Origin of the sequence: Providencia hangzhouensis, from assembly GCF_029193595.2 — a bacterium.
Lineage (GTDB): Bacteria > Pseudomonadota > Gammaproteobacteria > Enterobacterales > Enterobacteriaceae > Providencia > Providencia hangzhouensis.
The window spans coordinates 2,005,181-2,032,119 of record NZ_CP135052.1 but is presented as its reverse complement, the minus strand read 5'-3'; the positions used below and the strand labels follow the sequence as shown (position 1 = coordinate 2,032,119).

23 protein-coding genes are annotated in these 26,939 nt (G+C 41.2%); 5 read left to right on the top strand and 18 right to left on the bottom strand.

What is annotated here, in order from left to right:
* Positions 1 to 82 precede the first annotated feature (82 nt).
* The 8 genes from fabF to yceD all read right to left on the bottom strand — a co-directional run bounded on the left by fabF (position 83) and on the right by yceD (position 6,216).
* A complete protein-coding gene (gene fabF, locus PZ638_RS08995) occupies positions 83 to 1,333 on the bottom strand; it encodes a beta-ketoacyl-ACP synthase II (protein WP_071585850.1) in 1,251 nt (416 codons plus the stop codon).
* 77 nt (positions 1,334 to 1,410) lie between these two features.
* Positions 1,411 to 1,647, bottom strand: a complete 237-nt coding sequence (gene acpP, locus PZ638_RS08990; RefSeq protein ID WP_004253236.1) for an acyl carrier protein — start codon at positions 1,645 to 1,647, stop codon at positions 1,411 to 1,413.
* A 155-nt stretch (positions 1,648 to 1,802) separates the two neighbouring features.
* Positions 1,803 to 2,537: a 3-oxoacyl-ACP reductase FabG gene (fabG, locus tag PZ638_RS08985; RefSeq protein ID WP_004253233.1), complete on the bottom strand. Its 735-nt coding sequence runs from the start codon at positions 2,535 to 2,537 to the stop codon at positions 1,803 to 1,805.
* A gap of 7 nt (positions 2,538 to 2,544) precedes the next feature.
* Positions 2,545 to 3,477: an ACP S-malonyltransferase gene (gene fabD / locus PZ638_RS08980; RefSeq protein WP_096863860.1), complete on the bottom strand. Its 933-nt coding sequence runs from the start codon at positions 3,475 to 3,477 to the stop codon at positions 2,545 to 2,547.
* 18 nt (positions 3,478 to 3,495) lie between these two features.
* Positions 3,496 to 4,446: a beta-ketoacyl-ACP synthase III gene (locus PZ638_RS08975; RefSeq protein WP_094960620.1), complete on the bottom strand. Its 951-nt coding sequence runs from the start codon at positions 4,444 to 4,446 to the stop codon at positions 3,496 to 3,498.
* Between the two features lie 9 nt (positions 4,447 to 4,455).
* A complete protein-coding gene (gene plsX, locus PZ638_RS08970) occupies positions 4,456 to 5,496 on the bottom strand; it encodes a phosphate acyltransferase PlsX (protein ID WP_094960424.1) in 1,041 nt (346 codons plus the stop codon).
* Positions 5,497 to 5,508: 12 nt separating this feature from the next.
* Positions 5,509 to 5,679, bottom strand: a complete 171-nt coding sequence (gene rpmF, locus PZ638_RS08965; RefSeq protein ID WP_004253223.1) for a 50S ribosomal protein L32 — start codon at positions 5,677 to 5,679, stop codon at positions 5,509 to 5,511.
* 12 nt (positions 5,680 to 5,691) lie between these two features.
* Positions 5,692 to 6,216 (bottom strand): 23S rRNA accumulation protein YceD, encoded by a 525-nt coding sequence (yceD, locus tag PZ638_RS08960; RefSeq protein WP_004253206.1) that lies wholly within the window; start codon positions 6,214 to 6,216, stop codon positions 5,692 to 5,694.
* Positions 6,217 to 6,359: 143 nt separating this feature from the next.
* Here yceD and PZ638_RS08955 point away from each other — a divergent pair, with 143 nt between their 5' ends.
* A complete protein-coding gene (locus PZ638_RS08955) occupies positions 6,360 to 6,947 on the top strand; it encodes a Maf family protein (protein WP_094960423.1) in 588 nt (195 codons plus the stop codon).
* A 42-nt stretch (positions 6,948 to 6,989) separates the two neighbouring features.
* On the opposite strand, the gene rluC is transcribed toward PZ638_RS08955, so the two are convergent.
* Positions 6,990 to 7,949, bottom strand: a complete 960-nt coding sequence (gene rluC, locus PZ638_RS08950; protein WP_112308293.1) for a 23S rRNA pseudouridine(955/2504/2580) synthase RluC — start codon at positions 7,947 to 7,949, stop codon at positions 6,990 to 6,992.
* A 543-nt stretch (positions 7,950 to 8,492) separates the two neighbouring features.
* On the opposite strand from rluC, the gene rne reads away from it, so the two are divergent.
* Complete coding sequence (gene rne / locus PZ638_RS08945) at positions 8,493 to 11,771, top strand: ribonuclease E (RefSeq protein WP_166184462.1); 3,279 nt, start codon at positions 8,493 to 8,495, stop codon at positions 11,769 to 11,771.
* A 198-nt stretch (positions 11,772 to 11,969) separates the two neighbouring features.
* Complete coding sequence (locus tag PZ638_RS08940; protein ID WP_004253191.1) at positions 11,970 to 12,260, top strand: putative quinol monooxygenase; 291 nt, start codon at positions 11,970 to 11,972, stop codon at positions 12,258 to 12,260.
* Positions 12,261 to 12,480: 220 nt separating this feature from the next.
* Here PZ638_RS08940 and PZ638_RS08935 read toward each other — a convergent pair whose 3' ends face one another.
* Genes PZ638_RS08935 through PZ638_RS08925 form a run of 3 tightly spaced genes read right to left on the bottom strand, consistent with a single transcriptional unit; the run spans position 12,481 to position 16,180 of the window.
* Positions 12,481 to 13,296, bottom strand: coding sequence for a dimethyl sulfoxide reductase anchor subunit family protein (locus tag PZ638_RS08935; protein WP_112307904.1), 816 nt, complete (start codon positions 13,294 to 13,296; stop codon positions 12,481 to 12,483).
* Between the two features lie 2 nt (positions 13,297 to 13,298).
* Positions 13,299 to 13,847, bottom strand: coding sequence for a 4Fe-4S dicluster domain-containing protein (locus PZ638_RS08930; protein WP_172412196.1), 549 nt, complete (start codon positions 13,845 to 13,847; stop codon positions 13,299 to 13,301).
* Between the two features lie 2 nt (positions 13,848 to 13,849).
* Positions 13,850 to 16,180 (bottom strand): molybdopterin-containing oxidoreductase family protein, encoded by a 2,331-nt coding sequence (locus PZ638_RS08925; protein WP_164455538.1) that lies wholly within the window; start codon positions 16,178 to 16,180, stop codon positions 13,850 to 13,852.
* 210 nt (positions 16,181 to 16,390) lie between these two features.
* Between PZ638_RS08925 and PZ638_RS08920 the strand changes: the two genes are divergently transcribed.
* Complete coding sequence (locus PZ638_RS08920; protein ID WP_036958098.1) at positions 16,391 to 17,080, top strand: helix-turn-helix domain-containing protein; 690 nt, start codon at positions 16,391 to 16,393, stop codon at positions 17,078 to 17,080.
* Between the two features lie 66 nt (positions 17,081 to 17,146).
* Here PZ638_RS08920 and tmaR read toward each other — a convergent pair whose 3' ends face one another.
* Together tmaR and PZ638_RS08910 are read right to left on the bottom strand one after the other, a co-directional pair.
* A complete protein-coding gene (gene tmaR, locus PZ638_RS08915) occupies positions 17,147 to 17,479 on the bottom strand; it encodes a PTS system regulator TmaR (RefSeq protein WP_004253179.1) in 333 nt (110 codons plus the stop codon).
* 123 nt (positions 17,480 to 17,602) lie between these two features.
* Positions 17,603 to 18,886, bottom strand: a complete 1,284-nt coding sequence (locus tag PZ638_RS08910) for an MFS transporter (protein ID WP_004253175.1) — start codon at positions 18,884 to 18,886, stop codon at positions 17,603 to 17,605.
* A 347-nt stretch (positions 18,887 to 19,233) separates the two neighbouring features.
* Here PZ638_RS08910 and sbcB point away from each other — a divergent pair, with 347 nt between their 5' ends.
* Positions 19,234 to 20,661, top strand: coding sequence for an exodeoxyribonuclease I (sbcB, locus tag PZ638_RS08905; protein WP_094960417.1), 1,428 nt, complete (start codon positions 19,234 to 19,236; stop codon positions 20,659 to 20,661).
* 72 nt (positions 20,662 to 20,733) lie between these two features.
* Here sbcB and dld read toward each other — a convergent pair whose 3' ends face one another.
* The 4 genes from dld to PZ638_RS08885 all read right to left on the bottom strand — a co-directional run bounded on the left by dld (position 20,734) and on the right by PZ638_RS08885 (position 26,687).
* Entirely contained in the window at positions 20,734 to 22,473 is a 1,740-nt protein-coding gene (gene dld / locus PZ638_RS08900) for a D-lactate dehydrogenase (protein ID WP_004253168.1), read from the bottom strand.
* A gap of 298 nt (positions 22,474 to 22,771) precedes the next feature.
* The gene (locus tag PZ638_RS08895) at positions 22,772 to 24,157 is read right to left on the bottom strand and encodes an APC family permease (protein ID WP_004253165.1); all 1,386 of its coding nucleotides are present in this window, start codon (positions 24,155 to 24,157) and stop codon (positions 22,772 to 22,774) included.
* Positions 24,147 to 24,359 carry a hypothetical protein gene (locus PZ638_RS08890; protein WP_004253162.1) on the bottom strand — a complete coding sequence of 71 codons (213 nt, stop codon included), beginning with the start codon at positions 24,357 to 24,359 and terminating at the stop codon, positions 24,147 to 24,149. The genes PZ638_RS08895 and PZ638_RS08890 overlap by 11 nt, the downstream gene beginning before the upstream one ends.
* A 360-nt stretch (positions 24,360 to 24,719) precedes the next feature.
* On the bottom strand, positions 24,720 to 26,687 hold the full coding sequence (locus PZ638_RS08885) for a ligand-gated channel protein (protein ID WP_272674207.1): 1,968 nt from the start codon (positions 26,685 to 26,687) through the stop codon (positions 24,720 to 24,722).
* Between the last annotated feature and the right edge of the window lie 252 nt (positions 26,688 to 26,939).

The following is a 26,939-nucleotide window of genomic DNA, read 5'->3' as shown; positions in this document are numbered from 1 at the left end:
AAGAACTGTGCAAAGAACTGGGTAAAATAAAGCCCCAGCCACAATACGTGACTAGGGCTAATAACTAACGGTAATAGATTAATTATTCGCCGTGATAACGACGGAAAATTAATGAACCGTTGGTGCCACCAAAACCAAACGAGTTACACAGAGCATACTCCATGTTATCCACTTTACGTGCTTCACCTGGAACAAAATCCAGTTTGCACGCTTCATCTGGGTTATCCAAATTAATGGTAGGTGGAACAATTTGATCGCACAATGCCAAAATAGTGAAGATTGACTCAATAGCACCTGCAGCACCAAGTAAGTGCCCAGTCATTGATTTAGTTGAGCTGACTAATACATCTGTGCCCTCACCAAATACATTAACGACTGCTTGTGCTTCTGCTAAATCGCCTGCAGGAGTTGAAGTACCGTGAGCATTGATATACCCCACGTCACTCGCTTTGATTCCTGCGTCATTTAGTGCATTTTCCATTGCAAGTGCTGCACCCGCACCATTTTCAGGTGGTGATGTCATATGGTAAGCATCACTGCTCATCCCAAAACCTGCAATTTCTGCATAAATTTTTGCACCGCGTGCTTTCGCATGTTCATATTCTTCAAGAATAATGATACCTGCGCCATCTCCCAGAACAAAACCATCACGGTCTTTATCCCATGGGCGACTTGCCGCTTGCGGGTCATCGTTGCGAGTCGATAATGCACGCGCTGCACCGAAACCAGCCACACCAAGTGGTGTAGTCGCTTTTTCAGCGCCGCCTGCAACCATTACATCGGCGTCACCGTAAGCAATCATACGAGCTGCATGACCAATATTATGCACACCTGATGTACAGGCAGTTGCAATTGAAATACTTGGACCACGGAAACCGTACATAATGCTTAAATGACCAGCCACCATATTAATGATGGTCGATGGTACGAAGAATGGACTTACCTTACGAGGCCCACCGTGCAGTAATGACTCACAGTTGTCCTGAATTAAGCCTAACCCACCAATACCAGAACCAATCGCTGCACCAATTCGAGTAGCATTGGCTTCTGTTACTTCCAATCCAGCATCTTTAAAGGCTTGAAAGCCAGCAGCGATACCATATTGGATGAATGGATCCATTTTCTTTGCATCTTTACGAGAGATGCCAAATTCTTCGTAATTGAAATCTTTTACTAAGCCAGCAAATTTAGTTGCGTGGTTAGTAGTATCAAAATGATCGATTAGGCTGATACCACTCTGTCCGTCACAAACAGCTTTCCATGATGACTCAACTGTGTTGCCGACAGGAGATAACATGCCCAGTCCGGTTACGACTACACGACGCTTAGACACGTATTTCCTCCAAGGAGGGAAAAGTTACAAAAGGAACATAGGCGATCGAGTGATCGCCTAGATAAGTTTTCGTACAATTATTTAGATGCGTTCTCGACGTAGTCAATCGCAGCCTGTACTGTTGTGATCTTTTCAGCTTCTTCGTCAGGGATTTCGCAATCGAACTCTTCTTCCAGAGCCATAACTAGCTCAACTGTGTCAAGAGAATCAGCGCCCAAGTCATCAACAAATGAAGCTGTATTTACAACTTCTTCCTCTTTAACACCCAGTTGTTCAACGATGATTTTCTTAACGCGTTCTTCGATAGTGCTCATACTATTAAAATTCCTATCAAAACTCGCTTTCGCGATGGTTTTCGTAGTTTATGAAATACAGGAAAAGATACAACCCAATCCCGGCTGTTGGAACTATTATTTTGCATTATTTAGCGTTAGATAACATTAAAAATGCAAATAGTTCCATCATTTCTTTAGATCATGTACATGCCACCATTGACATGCAATGTTTCACCTGTGATGTAAGCAGCTTCATCAGAAGCTAAAAACGCTACAGCACTGGCAATTTCTTGTGCATCACCCAGTCTATCCGCAGGAACCTGAGATAAAATGCCTGCACGCTGTTCATCTGTCAATGCTTTAGTCATATCAGTTTCGATAAAACCAGGTGCAACGACGTTGACAGTAATACCACGAGAAGCGACTTCACGAGCCAATGATTTGCTAAAACCAATTAACCCTGCTTTCGCTGCTGCATAGTTAGTTTGCCCCGCATTTCCCATCACACCGACAACGGATGCAATTGAAATAATACGTCCACAACGTTTTTTCATCATGGCACGCAAAACGGATTTAGACAAACGGTAAACGGATGAAAGATTGGTGTCAATAATATCTTGCCATTCATCTTCTTTCATACGCATCAATAGGTTATCACGAGTGATACCTGCATTATTAATCAAAATATCAATTTCACCAAATTCTTCGCGGATTTTGGTCAAAGTTTCTTCGATTGATGCTGCATCAGTCACGTTTAATGCTAAACCTTTACCTTTGCCATCAAGATAAGCGGTAATGGCTTCTGCGCCTTTTTCGCTGGTTGCTGTCCCGATAACAGTAGCACCACGAGCAATTAATGTTAAAGCAATCGCTTTACCAATTCCACGACTCGCGCCTGTTACCAGTGCAATTTTTCCTTCAAAGCTCATGTCGTCCTCAGCTATTTTCTAAAGCAGTGCTTAATGATACAGGATCATTGACTGCGACGGCAGTTAAATTAGAGACAATTCGCTTGGTAAGACCAGTCAATACTTTCCCTGGACCTACTTCAATAAGATGTTCAACACCTTGATCTGCCATTAATTCTACTGTTTCAGTCCAGCGTACTGGATTATACAGTTGACGGACTAAAGCATCACGAATATTTTGTGCCGATTTCTCAATTTTAACATCAACATTGTTAATAACTGGATAGTCTGGCTCACAAAAATCAATTTTTTCTAACGCTTCGGCTAATTTATCAGCAGCTGGCTTCATTAATGCACAATGAGAAGGGACGCTAACAGATAATGGTAATGCGCGTTTTGCACCCGCTTCTTTACATGCGATACCCGCACGTTCGACTGCCGCTTTTTCACCCGCAATGACGACTTGGCCTGGTGAATTAAAATTAACTGGTGAAACCACTTGGCCTTGAGCGGCTTCTTGGCAAGCTTTTTCAATTGATTCATTATCTAAACCAATAATGGCATACATCGCACCAGTTCCTTCAGGAACGGCTTCTTGCATGAGTTTTCCGCGCAATTCAACCAGTTTAATCGCTTGTTTGAAGTCGATAACACCCGCACAAACTAAAGCAGAATACTCACCAAGGCTGTGACCCGCCATCATCGTTGGCATTGCGCCATTTTTGTCTTTCCAAACACGGAAAATAGCCACAGAAGCTGCCAATAACGCAGGCTGTGTTTGCCATGTTTTGTTTAATTCTTCTTCTGGCCCATTTTGCACTAACGCCCAGAGATCGTAACCCAATGCTTCCGATGCTTCAGCGAATGTTTGCTCAACCAGCTGATTTTCTTCAGCTAGTGCCGCTAACATACCTAAAGACTGAGAACCCTGTCCGGGAAATACCATAGCAAATTGTGTCATGTCTATTTTCTCAGTTAATTAAAAACGAACCAATGCAGAGCCCCAAGTGAAACCACCACCAAAGGCTTCTAAAAGCACAAGTTGACCACGCTGAATACGGCCATCACGCACCGCTTCATCCAACGCTGTAGGAACTGATGCTGCAGAAGTATTACCGTGACGGTCTAATGTGACAACAACTTTATCCATCGTCATATCTAATTTTTTCGCCGTCGCAGAAATAATTCTTAAATTTGCTTGATGTGGAACTAGCCAATCAAGTTCTTCTTTGGCAATGCCGCTCTGTGCTAATGTTTCATCAACAATATGCGCTAATTCACGCACTGCAACTTTAAAGACTTCATTACCTGTCATGGTCAAATAGGCAGGGTCTTCAGAGCAACGGCTACGATTAGGTAATGTGAGTAAATCACCATAACGGCCATCTGCATGTAAATGCGTCGAAATGATACCCGGCTCTTCAGATTCGCCAATAACCACAGCCCCTGCCGCATCGCCAAATAAAATAATTGTGCCACGGTCTTCGGGATCTAATGTTTTAGATAATGCATCTGCACCAATAACTAATGCTTTTTTAGTCATGCCCGTTTTAACGAATTGATCAGCAATACTAATCGCATAAGTAAAACCTGCACATGCAGCTGCAACATCAAATGCCGCACAATCTTGGATACCAAGCATTTGTTGGATTTGGCAAGCTGCACTAGGGAAAGCGTGAGTTGCTGATGTGGTTGCGACGATAATCAAACCAATGTCTGTTGCATCGACTTGTGCCATGTCCAACGCATTTTTGGCCGCATGAAAACCCATCACTGAAACACTTTCTTCTTCGTTAGCAATTCTTCTTTCATGTATGCCAGTGCGTGTCACAATCCACTCATCAGAAGTATCAACCATTTTTTCCAGATCAGCATTGGTACGTACTTGTGCTGGTAAGTAGCTGCCTGTTCCTAAGATTTTACTGTACATAGCCATAGGTTATTGATCACTCCTGGGTAAAACAATATTTAGTCGCGCTGTTATTCTTTCTGGGACTTGTTTTTCAACAGCTTGTACTGCGCGGTCAATAGCCGCTTTAAAAGCGCCTTCATTCGCTGCACCGTGACTCTTGATGACAATACCTTTTAATCCTAACAGAGTCGCACCATTATACTGGTCGGGGTTCATGTCCCCAAAACGTTTCATTAAACGTTTTTTTAACCATTTTTTCGCCAGTTGCATAAACCAACTGCTTTTTTTATGTTGATCGCCGGTCGATTTTATCAATGAAAGGATGACGCGTATTACACCTTCCATCGTCTTCAATGAGACATTACCTGCGAAGCCGTCACACACTAACACATCGGTTTTACCTGTCAGTAACTCGTTACCTTCTACATAACCAATGTAGTTAATTGATGTCGTTTCTTTTAATATTGAGGCGGCTTCGCGGATATTATCCAACCCTTTACTCTCTTCTTCGCCAATATTCAGTAACGCAACTCTCGGTTTAGAAATGTTAACCACTTCTTCAGCCATCACGGAACCCATTACGGCAAATTGGACTAGCATATCACTACTACAGTTAACATTAGCGCCTAAATCTAGCACTACTGTTTGACTTTTTTGCTGATTAGGTAGGATTGTCATTAGCGCTGGGCGCTCAATCCCCTCTATAGACTTTAGCATTAATTTCGCTAAGCCCATCAGCGCACCCGTATTCCCCGCACTCACGCACGCTTGTGCCTGCCCTGTCTTCACTAACTCTAAAGCCACTCGCATCGACGTTCCTTTGCTTTGCCTTATCGCGTTTGATGGTTTTGCATCGTTTGCGATAATGCCGTCAGCAGGAATAATTTCGACGCGCGAAATTAGCTCAGCACTTTGTTGTGCAAGCAAAGGTTGAATGGCTTCGGGTTGACCGACAAGCAGTAATTTGAGTGCTGGATTAGATGCCAGTGCCTGCAATGCAGCAGGCACCGTGACGCGGGGACCAACATCCCCGCCCATAGCATCTAACGCGATGGTTAGATTAGCCAAGGTAACAACAAATTACTTGTTGATAACCTTACGGCCACGGTAGTAACCATCTGCAGTCACATGGTGACGCAGGTGAGTTTCACCGGAAGTTTTATCTACAGAAACTAGGGTAGCAGTCAGTGCATCATGTGAACGACGCATACCGCGTTTTGAACGAGTTGGTTTATTCTGTTGTACGGCCATTGACCTTACTCCTTAAGTACTTTTCTTTAAACTGGCTAATACGGCAAATGGGTTTGGTTTTTCTGCCTCAGGAGGCAGTTCACCATACACCATGTCCGCTTCGGACACTTCACAGTGTTCAGAATCATGAACCGGAACCACTGGTAAGGATAGAATTATTTCATCTTCTATCATTCCCAGCAAATCTATTTCACCAAATTCATCAATTTGAATCGGTTCATAGAGCTCCGGTAATGCTTCGGCCTTTTCGTCATTGACGACAGGACTAAAACAATACGATACGTAGACATGATGTTTGAAATCAGTTCTGCAACGTTGGCATTGTAAGGTGACATCCACTTGGGATTTCCCCTCGATGACAGTCAAACGCTGATTATCAATTTTAAATGATAATTCGGTTTCTACATCACTATCTACACTGACTACTGATTCGGCAATTCGTGTAACTTGCTCAGATGTATAACTCCCAACATAGTCGAGGTTTTTCTGAGCTGCACGCTGCGCATCGATAGTCAGGGGTAATTTTACCTTTTGCATAAGGCGCGCATATTAACTTTGTAATGAGCTATAGTCAAAGAAAAAGGCGGGGTAAACTCGCCTTTTCACCAAAAAACCGTAGGTTTTACGTTTTATAGTTTAAAATGAGTTAACCCTTTTGGCTACGAGTTTCGAGAAAAATCATGAAATCGATTATTTTGGCGTCAACTTCACCATACCGGCAAGCCCTACTAAAAAAACTGGGATTGCCTTTTTTAGCAGTGGCTCCCAATATTGATGAATCGCCCATATTGAATGAGTCCGCTCAGGCTTTAGTCATGCGTTTATCTCATGAAAAGGCCAACGCACTCTTTGCTAAATACCCTCAGCACCTGATTATTGGTTCTGACCAAGTCTGTGTAATTGGAAATAAAATTATGGGCAAACCGCATAATTTTGATAATGCCTTTCAACAGCTTAAATCTGCGTCAGGCAATAAGGTCACTTTTTATACTGGCCTATGTTTACTCGATACTGAAACAGGTAAGTTTAATGTCGAGTGTGAATTGTTTCACGTTCATTTTAGATCACTATCTGACGCCGAAATAACTAATTACTTACTTAAAGATGAGCCTTATCAATGTGCTGGAAGTTTTAAATCAGAGGGATTAGGGATTAGCTTATTTGAACGTTTGGAAGGGCGTGACCCCAATACGTTAGTGGGGCTTCCACTTATTCTATTACTTGAAATGTTACGACAACACCAAGTTAGCCCATTGTTTGATAATTAATCAGTTAACTGGCAGGAAATACCTGCCAGTTAATTAAATGACCTACTTTTCTGCTTTACGACTACGTAATATTTTTAGGCAGTGATTCAATTGGTTATCTAATGGAGCTTGCAAACGCATCTCTTCACCCGTTTTAGGGTGTGTAAATTTCAGTGCGCTCGCATGCAAAAATAAGCGGTTTAAACCTGTTCCGGCCAGTTGGCTATCAAATTGCTTATCACCATAACGGTCATCAAATGCAATAGGATGCCCTGCATAGAGAGTATGCACACGAATCTGATGCGTACGCCCTGTGACAGGGCTCGCTTTTATTAAAGTTGCATTATCAAAACGCTCTTCCACTTTAAAGCGTGTCTCTGATGGCTTCCCTTCGCTGCTCACTTTCACGACACGTTCACCACTTTGTAGAATATTTTTCAGTAAAGGAGCTTGAACAACTTTCATGTGGGACTGCCAATTACCTCTTACGAGTGCTAAATAATCTTTTTGCATTTGTTTCAAACGCAGTTGTTCATGTAGCGCTCGGAGTGCTGAGCGTTTTTTGGCCACCAATAAAATACCTGATGTGTCTCTATCAAGACGATGAACCAATTCAAGGAAACGCGCTTCGGGTCGCAAAGCTCTCAGGCCTTCGATAACACCAAAGCTTAAACCACTTCCACCATGAACGGCTGTGCCAGATGGTTTATTCAGAACTAAGAGAACGTCATCTTCAAATAAAATGCAATTTGCTAATGCAGCGACCTTATCCAGTTTAGCTGAAACCTGCGCAGTTTCCCGTTCAGCAACCCTAACGGGAGGAACGCGGACTTGGTCCCCTTCGACTAATTTATACTCAGGCTTTATCCGCCCCTTGTTAACACGCACTTCCCCTTTGCGGATAATGCGATAAATCATACTTTTTGGTACACCTTTAAGTTTAGTGAGCAAAAAGTTATCGATACGTTGCCCAGCTTCGTCATCGCTGATGTCAATAAATTGAACTTGATTTTGTGTATTCATTCGGGAATGCGTTAACTCTAATTGATTAAAATATGCTCTTATTCGCTTTCCCTATCATACCGACTCCACAAAATTTTTTATCTTTTTTTTTAATTTGGTTATTTTCTGCATGATTTATCCTATTTCTAAATAAAATTTCCATATAACTTCCGTATCGACTTGCTATAATGCCTATGGCAATGGAATAATATGAAGTTGCTAAGATGTTTAAAAAACGAAAGTTAACGTTTTATAGGATTTCTTATTTGATGGCGTAACAGTGCAGCAATGGCGTAAGACATTTAGCAACATCAAATAAATTAGCGAGCAACGAATTTTGGCTTATTGGGTTAGGAACTTCCGTTTTCTTTAATAACATACGGCATCCTGATTAAGAACGCTGAATTTTTAATCTAAAAATCAGGTTCACCGAATACTGCGCGTCTCTATACGAACGACTGCCGCGAGGCAGACGGTTTTGTAAAAATCACGAGGCCATCGGTTTACAGTAGCTCTTTCTTTCGCTGCTCTTTATTTAAAAGAAAATAATGAGTAAGTAATAACATGAAAAGAATGCTAATAAACGCAACTCAACAGGAAGAGTTGCGTGTTGCCCTTGTTGACGGGCAACGTCTCTATGATTTGGATATTGAAAGTCCCGGTCATGAGCAAAAAAAGGCCAATATTTACAAAGGTAAAATCACTCGTATCGAACCTAGTCTTGAAGCTGCTTTTGTTGACTATGGCGCTGAAAGACACGGTTTCCTTCCTATCAAAGAAATCGCTCGTGAATACTTCCCAAGCAACTATCACTCCCAAGGCCGTCCTAACATTAAAGATGTGTTAAAAGAAGGCCAAGAAGTTATCGTTCAAGTGGATAAAGAAGAGCGTGGAAATAAAGGTGCCGCATTAACCACCTTCATTAGCTTGGCAGGAAGTTACCTCGTTTTAATGCCAAATAACCCACGTGCGGGAGGCATTTCACGTCGTATCGAAGGCGAAGACCGCACTGAGCTAAAAGAAGCGCTGTCTTCTTTACAAATTCCAGATGGCATGGGCTTAATCGTTCGCACCGCGGGTGTGGGTAAATCTGCAGAATCACTGCAACAAGATTTGCTTTACCGTTTACGTCACTGGGAAGCGATTCAAAAAGCCGCTGAAAACCGCCCTGCACCTTTCTTAATCCACCAAGAAAGTAACGTTATTGTTCGTGCATTCCGTGATTATCTACGCCCAGATATCGGTGAGATCCTAATAGATAACCCGAAAGTTGTCGAAATGGCACGCAACCATATCGAAGCTATCGGTCGTGGTGATTTTGCAAGCAAAATCAAACACTATAGTGGCGATGTTCCACTTTTTAGCCACTACCAAATTGAATCACAAATCGAATCTGCGTTCCAACGCGAAGTTCGTTTGCCATCAGGTGGTGCATTAGTTATTGATACCACTGAAGCTCTGACCGCTATCGATATCAACTCCTCACGTTCAACACGTGGTGGCGATATCGAAGAAACTGCGTTCAATACTAACTTAGAAGCGGCTGATGAAATTGCACGTCAATTACGTCTACGTGACCTAGGTGGTTTGATTGTTATCGATTTTATCGATATGACGCCAGTTAGGCATCAACGTGAAGTAGAAAACCGCTTACGTGAAGCTGTACGCCAAGACCGTGCTCGCATTCAAATTGCACGCATCTCTCGTTTTGGTTTATTAGAAATGTCACGTCAGCGCTTGAGCCCATCGTTAGGTGAATCCAGCCATCACGTGTGTCCTCGCTGTTCAGGAACGGGAACCATTCGTGATAACGAATCACTTTCCCTGTCTGTTCTTCGCCTTATCGAAGAAGAGGCACTGAAAGAAAATACTCACGAAGTGCATGCCATTGTTCCTGTACAAATTGCATCTTACCTATTGAATGAAAAGCGTAAAGCCGTTAGTGATATCGAACAACGCCAAAGCCATGTTCGCGTTGTGATTGTCCCTAATGACCAAATGCAAACGCCTCACTTCCATGTGATCCGCATTCGTAAAGGTGAAGAGGTAAATACTTTAAGCTATAACTTAGCTCAATATCACGAAACCGTCACTTTGACACAAAGTGACGAGACTACCGCTGAGCGCAAAATCCCTGAGCAACCTGCAATTTCAGCTTTTGCACTGCAAGAGCCTGTAGACATGTCTACAGTGAAGCCAAAAGAAACTGCAACAAAAGCACCAGTAAAATCAGTGGCAACTGAACCTGCATCCCCAGGTTTGTTCAGCAAAATTGCGGCTTTCTTCAAGAACCTATTTGGTGAAGAAGAAAAAGTGGTTGAGAAACCAGCGCCGAAAAACCGCAATAATAATGACCGCCGCCGTAACAATGATCGTCGCAATAATAATCGCCGTAATAATAATCGTCGTGATCGCGATGAAAATGAAACACGCGATAATCGTGACAACCGTGATAATCGCAATAACCGTAATACGTCATCGGATGATGCGAACACTCGTAATAAAGGCCGTAATAATAAAAATACGAGCCAGCAAGATGAGCAAGCAACTGAGTCTAACAATCGTGACAACCAGCAGCAACGTCGCGAACAACGTGCTGAGCGTCGTCGTCGCCAAGACGAAAAACGTCAACAGCAAGTGGCCAAAACTCAACAAGATGCTCAGCAAAGTCATGTCGAAGATGCGGTGGAAAAGGAAGAAGAACAACGTCCGGTTGCCCCACGTCGTCAACGTCGCCAATTAGCACAAAAAATCCGTGTTACTGATAGCGAGCAAATCATTACTCCTGTTGAAACGGCACCTGAAGTAACCACTGAGCCAGTTGCAGCATTACCTGCACCAACGGTATCTGTGAACCAAACTGAAGGTGAAGTACAAACTGAAGAGCGTCAAGAAGCCGTGGCTCAAGTTGATGGTGAAGAAAAACAAGACACCATCATTCCACGCCGTTCTCGTCGTTCACCTCGTCACTTGCGTGTCAGTGGTCAACGTCGTCGTCGCTACCGTGATGAGCGCCATTTAACTAAATCACCAATGCCATTAATCGCTGCCGTTGCCTCACCAGAGCTTGCGTCTGGCAAAGTATTTATTCATTACCCGATTGCTCAGCCTCAACAAGAAAGCATGGCAATCATCACCAATGAAGAAATGCTTGAACAACAAAGTGTTAATGAAGCTTCTGTAGCTGAAACCTCAAATGTTACCGCGTCACAAAGCCACGTAATTGTCTCTCCAGTCGTGGCTGAAGAGGTTAAACACGAGGTACAAGACACCGCTACAGAAATGGTTAATGTAGAAGAAACCCCATTAGTTAACGAAGCAACAGTTGTTGAACGCATTGTCGAACCAACTCCAGTTGTTGTCGAAGAGAAAACTGATGTTTCGCAAGAAATTGAAACCGTCGAAGCTGTAAAAGAGACTGTAGAAATAGTGGCTGAAGTTATTGAGCCACAGGTTGAAATAGCTCAAACAGAAGTAGTTGAAAGCGTTTCTATTGCGGACGAACAAACAACGCCTGTTATTGTCAATGAAGTCGTTGAAGAAATACAACTTCCTCAAGTTTCTGTCACGGCATCAGCCGAGGTAGTCAGTGTCGAGGAAGTTATCGAACCTGTTGCCGTAGCTGAACCAGCAACGGTAGCAAGCAGCCCAGCGGTCAGCTTACATAAACGTCATGCTTATTCTCCAATGACAAAAGCGCCCGCACCTGCAAGTGCTGCTGCACCATTTGAGATCACTGAGTATCAGCGTGAAGCCTCAACCTTTGAAGGTAAAGGCGGCGCAGGTGGTCATGTTGCTTCAAACGTAGCAACCTCTGCAATGGCAAAACCATCTAGTCACTAAAACTAAATAGTTTTAAAACACAGAAGCCTTGATAGGAAACTATCAAGGCTTTTTTATTACAATACATTTCATGAATAATAAATTTTTTAATTAAAAAAAACTCATCATCTCGCCAGTTTTTTACATTGAGCTCTCAACGAATTTGTGTTTGTATTGCTGTGTTTATACACAGTTATTTTATAAAGAAAAGGGAAATATATGTTAAAAGTCATTGCGGAAGATTTTATTCAAAGCGAAGCGATTGAGATTGTTATGCCGCTATACCGTGAATTGGTCGCTGCAACTAAACAAGAACCATTGTGTATCAGTTATGACCTTTACGTTGACCAAAAAGATCCTGGGCACTTTATTTTTATCGAGGAGTGGCCGAATCAAGAAGCGCTCGATATTCACTGTGCCAGCGAACATTTCAAACGCCTAGTTCCTCTAATCAACAGCTATAAGCGTTCGGACCCTATTATCAAACTGATGAATGGTGCTTTTGAATAAGCACATTAGCTAAACGTACCCCCAAGCATATAACTAGAACCCATACACAACACTACAGGCCGAATTCTGATATCGACAAAAAAACCTACATAATCCTCTAAATAGTTCGGTCTGTCGCTAGGCGGCAAGCTAAACGAGGCCCTAGGAGCATACATAAGTATGTGACTAGGGCGAGTGTGCGACGCCAACAACGCGACAGGCCGAAATATGACGAGGATTTTTAGAACCAAGGAGCTTGGATCATAACCGCTCCATAAAACAAGGCACGACCCGCTAATTCACCGCTAAATATGGCTAATATCACTAAGGCAATTAAAATCGCCGATGGCGGTTTCTTATATCCTTTCATCGCCACAATGCAAGGCAATAGCATACTCATCACAACTTGCCACCACAGCAAATAGCTTCCACCTTGGCTTGCAGGTAATTGCAGGCGAATGATTTGCGCGATTAATACCAATGCAACGCCTATAAGCACACCGACTTTAATTGACGATGGTAATGGCTTTCCTTGCCCAATAACAAATAAGGCCACTAGACTAAAACCAAGGACAATTGCACTGCCTATAAATGCGATTTGTGTTGCCGGAGTATGCCATAATGGGTGAGCGACCATTTGATAATAGACTTGTGCCGTGACAAGTATAGCGGCTAATCCTCCAATCCCACTTACCCAGCCTAATATCGTGTTGCGCATGTTTACTGTGGGTTGCAACCAGCAAGATAGAGCCCATAACGTGACAACGCCATTTAATAATACAAATGTCACGGCCTCGCGGCTTAACCATGAATGGCTTAACCCCAAAACGGAACGGTATGCTTCAAGAGGCACACCTAAATGCCCCATTGACATCGATGAGCCAATAACTTCAATCAACCATATCAATAGCACTGCTCGACGCAATACAGGCCCTGATAATAGGGACTCTTGACTGGCTTTCATTTGGTAAATAGTTAATGCGAGAACTGCCCCGATCCCCCACTGGCTCATCACTGTAAAAAATACCAGAGGGAGTTCCATATGTTTAATATCCATGATTAGTCCTCCATCCCAATAATCACAATATTTGGATTACTAATTGTGTGATCGGGCATATTATAGCGCTGCTCCAGTACCGCCCAATTTGTCGTGTGCTTTTTACGTAGCTCGGTAATATCACCAAACTCAATAGCGCCCGTCGGGCAAGACTCCACACACCTTGGTAGTAGCCCTTCATCTAACCGTTCTGCGCACATATTACACTTGCTCGTTTTCCCTTCGGCAGGATCAAAAACAGGAGCATGATATGGGCAAGCCATGATACACATCTGGCAACCGATACATTTTTCATGGTCTTGAACGACTATGCCATCCGCCCGTTTGGTATAGGTGTCAGCAGGGCAGACTTTCAAACATTGAGGATCATCACAATGATTACAAGACATCGTAATAAATGCTTGGGCATTCGGTGAGTCATCATTAAATTCGCGAACTCGACGCCACAAAACCCCTGGTGGGGTGACATTTTCGGATTTACAGGCCATTGAACAAGTACGGCAACCATAGCAATCTTTTGTATTTATCAAAAAACCATATTGCTTAACCATGATTACGCCTCCCTTCTGACATCAACTAACGTACTATTACAGCAGTGCCCTGTTCCCAAATGTTCAACTTGGTCATTCGTGACATGACTGCTGCTTCCCCCCTGCTGCTCCCACCAGCCGTTATCCAGTGAAATCACGCCTTTTTTAATATGCGTTGTCACAACAGCAATGGCTCTGTGTTCTCCTCGGTCATTAAAGGTGATTGCCCATTCCCCATTTTTAATGCCTCTAGATTTAGCATCTTCGGGGTGAATTAAAACATTCGGTTGGTTTCGTTGTACTTCCAGAATCCATTCATTCATTCCATGACTTGAATGCACACTTCGCGCTAACTTGCGCTGAACCGCCATTAATGGATACTTTTTGGCTAATTCAGGTGAACCTTTAACAGATTCAGTCACTTGATAGTAAGCGACGACAGGCGAAAAGTTTTTCTTTTGCCAATCTTCAACAAACAAGTGCGCTTTTTTAGTCGATGTTCTAAAAATACCGTCTTTGAAAGGAATCCAGTCTCCTTCTACGGGACGTACTGGGCCTTTTTCTAACATTTGACGAGTGATGCCTGAACCGACTAAACAGGCATCAATGTAGTGTTCTATTGGCTTATTGAATACATCTCCAAAGCCGAAACGCTCTGCTAGCCGGGCGAAAATCCAATAATCAGGTTTTGCTTCACCAACAGGTTCGACGGCTTGTTCCATTAATTGAACATATTGGCTACGTACCCCCGCCATCAAACTTGTATCTTCAAAAATCGTTGTAACAGGTAGGACTAAATCTGCATATGACGCTGTTGAGCTCATGAGATTATCAGCCACTACCACAAATGGAACTTTCTTCAGAGCCTCCCGAACCTTGTTAGTATTCGGTAATTGGGTCATAACCCCCATTGTCATAATCCACCAAAAATTAATCGGATGCGGCTTTTCATTGACGATAAAATCGCCAACTTTCGCCACCGGAATAGGTGGAATATTTTTCACATTCGGAGCAGGAGGAACGATTGGACTAAAGTTAGCCATTTGCCGAGCTCCACCGGCATCACAAACCCCCGCCCCTCGTTTACCGATATTACCAGTGAGTAATGCAAGGTAGAATTGACTTCCTGCAACATAAGCACCGTGCTCAGTTCGCTGTGCTCCTGACATATTTTGCACAATCATTGAAGGTGTTATTGATGAGTAATCTCGAGCAAGACGTACGATAGTTTCCGCTGGAATATCCGTTTCTTCACTGACTCGAGCAACATCCCATGGTTTAGCTTGTTGATAAATTTGCTCAAAAACCGTGGTATACCCCAAATCTTCAGGAAGTTCATGTTGGAATAGTGCCGGTTTAATACCCGATGAATCATGACGAACTAATTGTTTGCTTAATATGTCGAAAACTAAATAACTGTCCTTATCGTCATTATTTTGCCTAACTTGTTTCTGATTGGTGTCAACTAAATAAACAGCGCCTGTATGTGTTCTAAGGAAGTTTTCGTCTATTCGGTTTTCTTCAATAATGATTTTGATCATTCCCAATGCCAAAGCCGTATCCGTCCCTGGAATAATCGGGACCCACTCGTCTGCTTTTGCCGCGGTTTCACTATAGCGCGGGTCAATAACCACTAGTCGAGCACCATTTCTTCTCGCTTGGTTATAATTTTTAAAATAGGCTTGCATGGTAACAGCAGGGTTATTTCCCCAACACAAGATATAGCGGCTGTCGGCTATCGTATCTCGGGTATCTGCATACCTTAAACCTAGCATTGGGATCATCGCTGCTGTTACCGCTGAACAACACAATGAACCCGCCTGTTTCGTTGCTCCGCCTAAATAATCAAAAAAGGCTTTTCCCATATCATTCTTGATAGAGTCCATATTCCCTGCATGCGTGGAAATAAATAACCCTTCATTACCATATTTATCAATGGTTTCTCTGATATTTTTTTCGATAAGATCCAGCGCTTCATCCCAGCTTATCGGTTTGAATTCCGCTTTACCTTTTTCGCCGACTCGCAGTAATGGGGTTTTGATGCGTTGCTCATGATAGACCCATTTAGTCCGGCTCATACCTCGCAAGCAACATTTGACATTAAACCCTTCAGTCGCCTGTATTTTCATCAGCTTACCTTGATAGGTATATGCAGTTAGGTTGCAATGTAAACACTCCATTGCACAAGTTGACCGAAATGTTTTGTAGTCCGACAATTTTAGTCGCACCTTAGGTAAGGGTTGATTGCTGTTTTCTTGTGTATAAGAACAGGGAGCAATACTCGCCAACCCCACAACACCAAGCCCTTTGAGCAGAGTTCGGCGTTTCAAACGTAGTGAATTTATAGTTTTCATTATAGTAAACCTCGACATTGCTTTTTAAAGTTCACTATATATATACTCTATTCACCAAAAGTGAACTTGAGTGGCATCAATAATTCTATCTATTTATAGGTAATAACGTACTACCGCTTTCGGATTATTTGTTTGTCACGTCGGGTCGTTAGCAGCACAAGGCAACTCATGGTAAAATACCCAAACTTGTTAAATTTAGGTGGTTTATGTATGTCTACTCTGCAAGGTGTTAATTCTGTTGATATAGCCGTAAGCATTTTAAATTATATTGCTCAGAATGGAGGTATTGCGCGCGCAGCGGATATTTCAAAAGGCTGTGAGATATCAAAAAGTCGGCTACATAAATATCTTGTTTCACTATGCCGTACACAAATGCTGTATCAAGACATTCAAACTAGCCGTTATGGCTTAGGCCGAAATTTAACCTTCTTAGCCAATTTTGTTAAACCTGAAGACTCTTATATCGACACTATTAATAATGCTTTGATTCAATTTCGTGATGAACAAAATGTCTCAACAGGTGTTGCCACCCGCTTAGGGAAAGCACTTTCTTTGGTTAAATATAATCGTAGCTTTAAAAATATTGAAATTGACTTTTTACCTAACACGCCATTGCCTGTCGTAAAAAGTGCGGCAGGGCTGGTTTATTCAGCATTTGATGGCCAATTTGGCTCTAATTCCTATTCACAAGACGAAATTAATAAAGTGACCCAACAAGGTTATGCTATCCGTTACCAACCAACAGAAGGTATTCCCGGAGCGCAATCTATTGCTTGTCCTGTATTTAATGGCGAAGGTCAGCTTGTTGCTGCCGCAGTGACGATGGGATTTATTGCAGAAAATGAAATGGAAAGATTAGCAACTGCATTAATCAAACAAGTTAATAAACTAAATTTATAACAACAAACCTTCATGATAATAACTCAAAAACAATAAAGCCGAGATTATCTCGGCTTTATAAGTTGATTATTTTACATCGATGCGAGGCAATTCACCCATTTCTTTGAGTTTTTTAGATATTTCACGGCGCTCTTTGGAAAGCTCAGCGTTCTTGATAATATAATCATCAACACGATCATCATAATCGCTACGCATGTTCGCAATAATTGCCTGAATATCCTCAATCGACATGCCTGGTTTTATATATTCACTCAAGTTATCCAGTAGCAAAACACGCTTCTGGTTATCACGAATTTTTTTCTCATTGTCGGTGATTTCACGACGAATTTTATTTTTGCGACGAAACATACGCACAAATTCCAGAACATTTTGGAAAGACGGCTTGTTAGCGTTGTCCATGTTTAAACCCTCTAGTCAATATTCAAAACGCATTATCTATTAACACAATACATTCTAATCCTATCGTGTTACAAGCCCGTTTCGCATATTTATCAAATTATTCCGCTGAAACTTGATTTCACTTTATACTTTAACGACCAAATTATCAGAGTGATCTTTATCAAACTTATTTCTCTGATCTTTACTTCCGATTTCTTGATTACCTGTCCCGTCACCTCTGAGACAAAATGCAGATAATATTGTCGTAATAATCACAAATCCCCCCATGACGAGATAAGTATGAGCAAAACCAATTTGATCGTATCCCCAGCCAGCTAATGGCGATAAAATACTTGCAACTACAGAGCTCATGCAGCTAAAGCCAACCAAATAAAGTGTCGATGACAAACGTTTATCAAAATGAAGGCTGTTATATTTAAAAATCGCGACTAAAAGAATCGGGAGTTCAACGGCATGCAGTAATTTCATTATCGATATCATAATTGCACCATCAACTAAGCCTGAACCAATAATGCGTAACGCCATCACTGAACTCGCAAATAATAACCCATTTTTAGCACCTATCCGATTGACGATAAATGGTGCTAAAAACATCCCCCCTGCTTCCAAGAAAACCTGCAATGAGTTTAGATAACCGTACATCTCATTACCTAATTGTTCATTCTGAAATTGATGAGCAAAATACACCATAAATTGCTGATCATATACACTGTATATACAGGTTCCTAATACAAATAATATTAAAGCCCAAAATTGAGGTTGTACAAACAATTGTAGAGCGTCTTTCACGGTTATCGTAGAAGGTTTACCATGTTCAAGGCTATTATAAGCATCCGTATTTGCCGTTTTTAATTTCAATAGAATAACTAAAAATAATAGGCCTGAAACAGTTGCCATAATAAAATTGTAATCAGGGTTCACGTTAATGTTACGCCCGGCAAAAAAGGTAGCTGTCGCCCAACCCAATGAGCCCCACATCCTCGCTTTACCATATTCAAAATTACGTAATCGGCTGACCCTCTCTGTATAAGACTCAAGCACCCCAATCCCTGCGTGAAAGGTCATACCAATAAATAAGCCACCAATTGCACTGCCTAAAAATACATTCCATTTTAGCAACGTCCCAAAAACCATAAAAAATGGCCCTGATGCAATCAGTAATACTGCAATAAATAATAGTAAATTTTTTCGTAACCCTAATTTATCCTGCATGAATCCATAAAGTGGTTGCGCGCAAAGCGCCACAATCGAAATACAAGAGAAAATAACCCCAGTATCTGCGCCATCTAAACCAACATATTTACGCAGCCAGATTGCAACGACAGAAAATGTTGATGACCAGGTGAAAAAGAAAAAAAACAATAATGCACTCAAAGAGGCATAATACTTTCTTGAACCACGATTCATATTTCATCACCTAACAAAAATTATCCTGATGAAATGTTAAGGTTAACATTAATTACAAACCACAAAATCACCTATTAATTGTGATGTTAATCACCAATGTTAACGTTAACAATTAATATATGTGACGCTTATCACAATACTTATAACTTAAGATAACGACCTCCTGCAGGGTAAAATATTCTATCGAGTTATCAAATTAAACTACTATCAATCGCGCCAGTTCAATATCAGATAGCCTTGGTTTAGCTTTCACAGTAGATAAGGTATCATTAATCAACAATGTATAGTGAATACCAATAAATTAACCACTATCAATCTACTATATAACCATCGAAATGGTGAAAACGTTGCAAGATAATAAAAAACAACCTACTTTTTTTATTCATGACTATGAAACTTTTGGTAAGCGCCCTGCTCTTGATCGGCCAGCGCAATTTGCAGGCGTCCGCACCGACCTTGATTTTAATATCATTGAAGAGCCAGAGGTTTTTTATTGCGCTCCAGCTGATGACTATTTGCCGCAACCTGAAGCCGTCATGATCACTGGGATCACCCCACAGGTCGCATTATCTCAAGGCGTTAATGAAGCCGAGTTTGCTAAACGAATTCATGCGGCTTTTAGTGTCCCCAATACCTGCATTATGGGTTACAACAATATTCGTTTCGATGATGAAGTTACCCGTAATATTTTTTATCGAAATTTTTATGACCCGTATGCCTATAGTTGGCAGCAAGGAAATTCACGTTGGGATTTACTCGACACTTTGCGTGCCTGTTTTGCGCTTCGCCCTGAAGGTCTTCAATGGCCAGAGAATGAAGATGGCCTGCCGAGTATGCGTTTAGAACATTTAACTAAAGCGAATGGTGTTGCTCATGAAAATGCTCACGATGCAATGTCTGACGTTTTAGCTACCATTAACATGGCCAAACTGTTGAAAGCCGCTCAACCCAGAATGTTTGATTATTTTTATCAATTAAGAAATAAAAACAAAATAAGTCAACTTATTGATATTGTAGAAATAACACCACTAGTTCATGTGTCTGGTATGTTTGGTGCATTACGTTCTTATGTCAGCTTAGTCGCTCCTCTTGCTTGGCACCCTGACAACAAAAATGCCGTTATTATGTGTGATTTATCTGCTGATATCTCACCATTAATTGAGTTAGATGTTCAACAATTGCGTGCCCGATTATATACACCTAAAGCTGAATTGGCAGGTGCATCTCCCGTTCCTGTAAAACTCGTTCACATTAATAAGTGCCCTATTTTAGCACCAGAAAAAACACTGCGCCCTGAAGATGCGGAACGAACCGGTGTTGACCGTGACTTGTGTATGCGCAATCTGGAAACTTTACGCAAGAACCCTGAAATTCGTAATAAATTAATTGAGTTATTTAGCGAACCACAAGTATTTACAGAGTCGGATGATGTCTATACACAAATTTATAATGGATTCTTTAGTCCTTCTGACCGCTCAACCATGGATATTATTCGTGAAACATCGCCACAGAACTTGCCTGCATTGGAACTCAGTTTTGAAGATAAGCGCATGAAAGAGCTCTTCTTTCGCTATAAAGCACGTAACTACCCTGCCACCTTGTCTTATGATGAGCAGCAACGCTGGTTACAGCACCGTAGAGACTACTTTAGTGAAGAGCGTTTAACAGAATATATGCAACAAATACAGCTATTACTTGTAGAGCATCAACATGATGAAAAGCGTTGCCAACAATTAAAAGCATTGATTAGCTATGCGAGAGATCTCGCCAGTTAATTTAGTAATAAAAAAGGCAGATATTGAAACGTTTCCCAATACCTGCCTTTTGTTATTTATATGACGCGTTCATTAATGATCATGAGTATGAGCGCAGCCACAATCCCCTTCCCAATTTTTGCGTTTAGTTGTTTTACCTAAACCGGGGTTCATTGTATTTGTTGGGTCAGATTGTTTATAAAATGATTTTAATTGTTCTGGGGCTTTATATAAATGCCCTACGTTATGTTCCGCAGGATATTGAGCCCCCCTTTCATCTAATAAAGCTAACATTTTTTCTTTTAGTTCTTTCGGGTCAACGCCTTTTTTCAAGACATAGTCTTGGTGCATAACATGGCACATAAAATGACCGCAGTATAATTTATGAACTAATAGCTTTTCAATTTCTGGTGGTAATGTTTCAAACCAATTTCTATCATTGCGACGTAAAGCAATGTCGAGAGGTAATACATCTTCCACATCTTTATTATGAACAGCGTGATAACGAACAGCGGAGCCAGCAGCGGCAAAGCGGTGTAAAAATGCTTTTGCCCCCTCTTCTGGTGTACATTCAAAATAGCCGCCATCGGCGCTTGCAAAATAAGATTTTAGCCAAACTTTAGCCTCATCAATGCCATCTCCGGCCATTTTTAACATTAAATGGTGTTCATAACGATCACGAAACTCTTTCATACGCGGTGGTAAATGGGAAGGCCATAATTTACTGAGAACCTGCATAGTACGGTCAATCAGATTTGATGGCAGGAATGGGACTTTATTTAATACTGCATCAATACGCCCTTTAATAGTGAAAAACATTGGCATTTTGTCAGTGCCAAATTTATCAATCATTAAAAAGGTATCTTTACCATAAACTTCTGCTATATCGAAGCAACCACGGTGCATATATTCACCTGCAACTGGCAGGTTTTTAAATTCACTTAAAATATAACGGCGTATATCTTCCAAAACGTCAGGGTTATTTGAACCGATATAAAATACCTGTGTTTTTTTATCGGCTGGGAAGGTATCTAAACGAACCGCAAACACGGCTAATTTTCCTGCGCACCCTGATGCTTCAAATAGACGACGTTCATCCGCGTTAAAGCGTGATGGTGTATCTGCATCGACATCACGAACGCGTTCTGCATACTCATGGTCAGAAGCGAGTTTATCGCTAACTTGTACGTCTTCACTACTATAGCCACGATTTTGTAAATTCGTCAGGATTTCTTCTGGTGTGTTACCTAAATCAATACCTAGGTGATTGACAAGCTCCACTTTTCCATCGTCACTGACTCGGCCATAAAGAGCAAGCTCAGTATAGGCGGGGCCTCTACGCACTAATGAACCGCCAGAACTATTACAAATACCGCCCACAACTGAAGCTCCAATACAAGAAGAGCCAATCAAAGAGTGCGGTTCACGCCCTAATGGTTTTAAGATTTTCTCCAAGTCGTACAAAGTACTCCCCGGCATCGCAACGACTTGGTTGAATTCCGGTAAAACTTGAATTTGGTTTAATTTCAACGTACTAATAATGACGATATCGCGATCATAGTCATAGCCACTCGGTGTAGACCCTTCGGTTAACCCTGTATTCGCCGCTTGCATCAGGACAATTTTGTCTGCTTCAACACACGCCTTGAAAACATACCACTGTTCGAGCAATGTTGTTGGAAATACAACCGCGATTGCATCCCCCATACCAGAGCGGAAGCCTTTACGATAACGTTCTGTTTTATGTGGCTCTGTTAAAATATTTTTTTTGCCAACAATATTCCTAAGCGTCAGTAATAACCGTTGATTCTCAGGTTTCTTTGCATCATTCATTTGTGTGCCTTATTAATCGAATTCGTGATTATCATAGTTCTGCATTATGTGTTGTAACAACAATATCACATAATATTATGATGTTAATAGGCTACACGCTTTATCTTAAATAATTCTTAACGGGTAAAAAAATAGCGCCTCAAGGCGCTATTTTTGAATCTAATTCTGGACATATTCAAAATAGTTCGTGTTGTAGCAAGACGCCGAGCAAAACGATCATGGGGAGCATACATAAGTATGTGATCCATGTCGTTTTGAGAACGCAACGCAGCTACAGCGCGAAATATGAAGAATATTGTTAAACGTCGCTCATTTGCGGCATAGGCCGCTTAAACATACGTGTCAGTACAGCCATATAGACCAAACCAACTGCCGTCCAAACCAATCCGTAAACCATTGAGTCTTCTTCGATATTCAGCCATAACACACACACTGTCAGTGTACCAATAACAGGCAAAATCAAGTAATTCAGGATATTTTTGAACCCTGTCATGCGGCGTTCACGAATAAAGAATTGGCTGATAACCGAAATATTAACAAAGGTAAACGCGATTAACGCACCAAAGTTAATTAACGCGGTTGCAAAATCCATTTCAAACCAGATAGCGCCTAATGCCAAGAAACCAACCATTAATACGTTGTATGCCGGAGTACGCCATGTTGGGCTTACATAACCAAACACTTTTTCTGGGAATACCCCATCACGCCCCATAACGTACATTAAACGTGCGCTACCTGCGTGAGCCGCCATACCTGACGCTAATACCGTAACACATGAGAAAACCAGAATGATTGACTGGAAGAATGCACCAGCAACAAAACGCATAATATCTGGCTGTGTTTCATTAATATTCTTAAAACGTGAAACATCAGGGAAATACTGCTGTAAGAAGAAAGAAACAGTAATAAAAATAATTCCACCGATTAACGCGGTTAAGAAAATAGCACGTGGGATCACTTTGCCTGCATTAGGTGTTTCTTCTGACAGTGAGCTTAATCCGTCGAAACCTAAGAATGAGAAACAAAGGATTGTTGCCCCAGCAATAAGCGGGATCACTTCGGTTTTTTCATTAGCAAATGGGTTAAATGTCCAAATCTCACCTGAACCTTCACCATTTGAAACGCCGTGAATCACTAAGCCCGTAAAGACCGCCATTACCCCAATTTGGATAATCGCAATCACAGTACTTAAATTCGCTATCACGTTGATACCGCGTAAGTTTGCTGCTGTCATTAATATGACTAATCCCACAACAAAAATCGCTGGCTCAACATTAGGGAAGATATCTTGTAAATAAATTTTAGCCAATAAGATGTTGATCATTGGCATAAAAATATAGGACAACAAGGATGTCCAACCCACCAAGAAGCCAATATGTGGGCTCATTGATTTTTGGGCATAAGTGTACGCTGAACCGGCTGATGGGAAACGTTTCACCAATTTACCATAGCTCAGAGCAGTAAACAGTATCGCAGCAAGTGCAATAATGTATGAAGTTGGAACATGTCCACCAGTTTTATCTGACACCATTCCGAAGGTATCAAATATCGTCATTGGCTGGATATACGCAATACCGATCATGACCACTTGCACCAATGTTAAGGTTTTTGCAAGTTGTACGCGGTTATTCGCACCCGTTTGATTGTGACCGATGTCTAATGGAATTGGTGTGTTATTTTGCACGTCTAAGCCCTCCCATAACTTTCGATTGCATACTACTTCGGCTTAATCGACAGTTACTGGGAAGACTTTGCATCTGCCTATAGGCAGAGAAAAACGAAGAGAGGGAGAAAGGCGTGTGAGCGAAGCCACCGAGAGCCCCGTAGTCATCGATACGGCAGCCGCCAGCGCCTGGCCCTGCTGCGAATGCGAAAAAGTAAGCCATAAAAGCATTCCTCAAATCGGTAGCGTAAAATGTTTGCTACACGTAAATATTAAAATTATCTCTCCGGCTCTATGTCCGGCCCCGCTAGAATGAACGTTCCTAAAAACAAAAAAACCGATGCTTCATTTGATTAAGCATCAGTTATTTTTTAGTTCGCGCATTTTGCACGCCATAACCACAAATAGCAAGTTAAATTGTTAACAAATCACCCTATTTTCCATGAGAAATTTTGATTATTTCTGACTTTTTCCCCTATCTGCTTATATCTTTTTTTTCTGAGCGTTTATATCGTGTTTTAATCAGCAAAAAACCCTTTGGTGGAAGCCAAAGGGTTTGGATTAATCGAGATTAATTATTCGATTAGAAGTTGTAGTTGATACCGATATTGTAGCGACGGCCTTCTAATTCGGCACCGTAGTTTGCAGTATCAATACGACGATCTAAGACGTTATAGACACCACCAACTAAATTCGCATTTTTATTTAATTGATAACTCGCGCCTAGATCAAATAATGCATATGATGGGGTTCCTTTACTCATTGCTTGTCTACGGCCTTGGTAATCGGATGTTTTACCCCTAAAGTTCATTCGAGTCCAAGTTTGTAAGTCTTCAGTTGTATCCCAAGTCAATGTTGAGTTAACCATATGTTTTGGCTGTTTATTTAGTGCTTTACCTTTATTTACACCACTTTTTTGTTCAGTATCAGTGAAGGTGTAGTTATTTGTGAACGCTAGATTATCCAAAATATTCCAATTAAACGTAACCTCAACCCCACGCATATTAGCTTTACCGATATTAGTGCGATCACTGACAAAATCATAACTATGATTTATTGGATTACTTGACGTACTACATTTATTACTACTATCTTTGTTATCACAACGTGTAATTTCAGTAATTTTATCTTTAAAATCAGTATTATAAATACTTAAACTTGCTGTTAAGTTTTCTTGATTATTCCAAATAACCGCAATTTCTTCAGTTACGCTTTTTTCTGGTTTCAAACTAGGGTTACCAAAAATGACGCCATTTGATTGGCCGCCACCTGTACCTTGCCCCCAATTTGCAGAGGATTGGCGTAAATCAGGTGCTTTATACCCAGTTGAAACCCCACCTTTAACCGTCCATTGCTCATCAAGATGCCACACACCATATAAGCGCGGAGTCCAATGTGTACCGTAGTTTTCGTCTTTATCCATACGAATACCACCTGTTAACGCAAAATCATTGGTCATTAACCATTCGTCCTCTGCGAATAATGCCCAACTGTATCTGTCTAGAGAACTAGACTTTAACTTATTCTGCTCATCTTCCAATTTTTCTTTACGGTATTGCCCACCAAGACTTAGACTATGATCGCCCAGTAAAAATACGCTTTGATTACGCATAGTCGTATCTTTTGATGTCATTTTACGACCAATATTCTTAGCTTCATCATGCTGAATATAGGTATCTGTAGAAAAACCGTCGTATAAACCATAATGTGTTAAGGCGACGTGTGTATTTTCAAATTTCTCTTTATTCTCAGTTTTTGCAGTGCTACTTCTTGAATAGCCATATCGTGAATCACGATGCTGATTATCTTTTTTGAAATCTAAATCAAAGGTATTTTTATCATCAGGAGTTAATGACAGTGTACCACCACCACTTGTCATAATTTGACGATTAAAACCACCTTCATATTTATCTTCACCACGGTGTGAATACTGGCCTTGTAATTTAGCACCTAATAAGCCATCAATTAATGGCCCTGATGTATAGAAGCTGCCTTGCCCTGTATTACCTGAATTTTTACGTTCAGTCAGTGTAGTATCTGCTCGTAAACTGGTCGTCCACTCTTGTTGCACACGACGAGTGATAATATTGATAACCCCACCCATCGCATCCGAACCGTACAGCGACGACATAGGACCACGTACCACTTCAATACGTTCAATCGCAGGTAATGGCGGTAACCAACCTTGTTCAACACCTGAATTATCACTATTTGGACGAGTGCTGCGTGTATCAACACGTTTACCGTCGATTAAAATCATGGTGTATTTAGCATCCATACCACGGATGCTGATGTCTGAGCTACTGCCGCCACCGGTGACTAAAACACCCGGTACATCTTTTAATGCGTCAGTCACATCACGATAAGCTTTAGTTTCGAGTTGTTCGCGAGTTACTACAGAAATAGACGCAGGGGCATCTTCAATTTTCTGTTGATAACCTGATGCTGTTGTTACATAGATTTTATCTTTACTGTCATCAGCAAATGCAGGTGCCGCAGCAATAGCCGCAATTATGCTAATTGCCACTTTTCTTTTATTAAAAACAACCATTCCCAACTCTCCAAGAGATCTTTTGTTTTATATATGAATTGATTTGCTCACATTGATTTCATTGAATCAAAAAATATTTTTTATTATTGGGGCATTTAAATACCCATAGGAAATTCATGGTAAAAAACCATTATATAATTCAATTAAATTTCCTGTGGGTAATTACTATTAAATAATATTTAATTTGTTTATTTCTTTAATATTGCATCCTCTCATTTTATTTAATGTGCTTGCCGAGTGCTGCAAGCACAT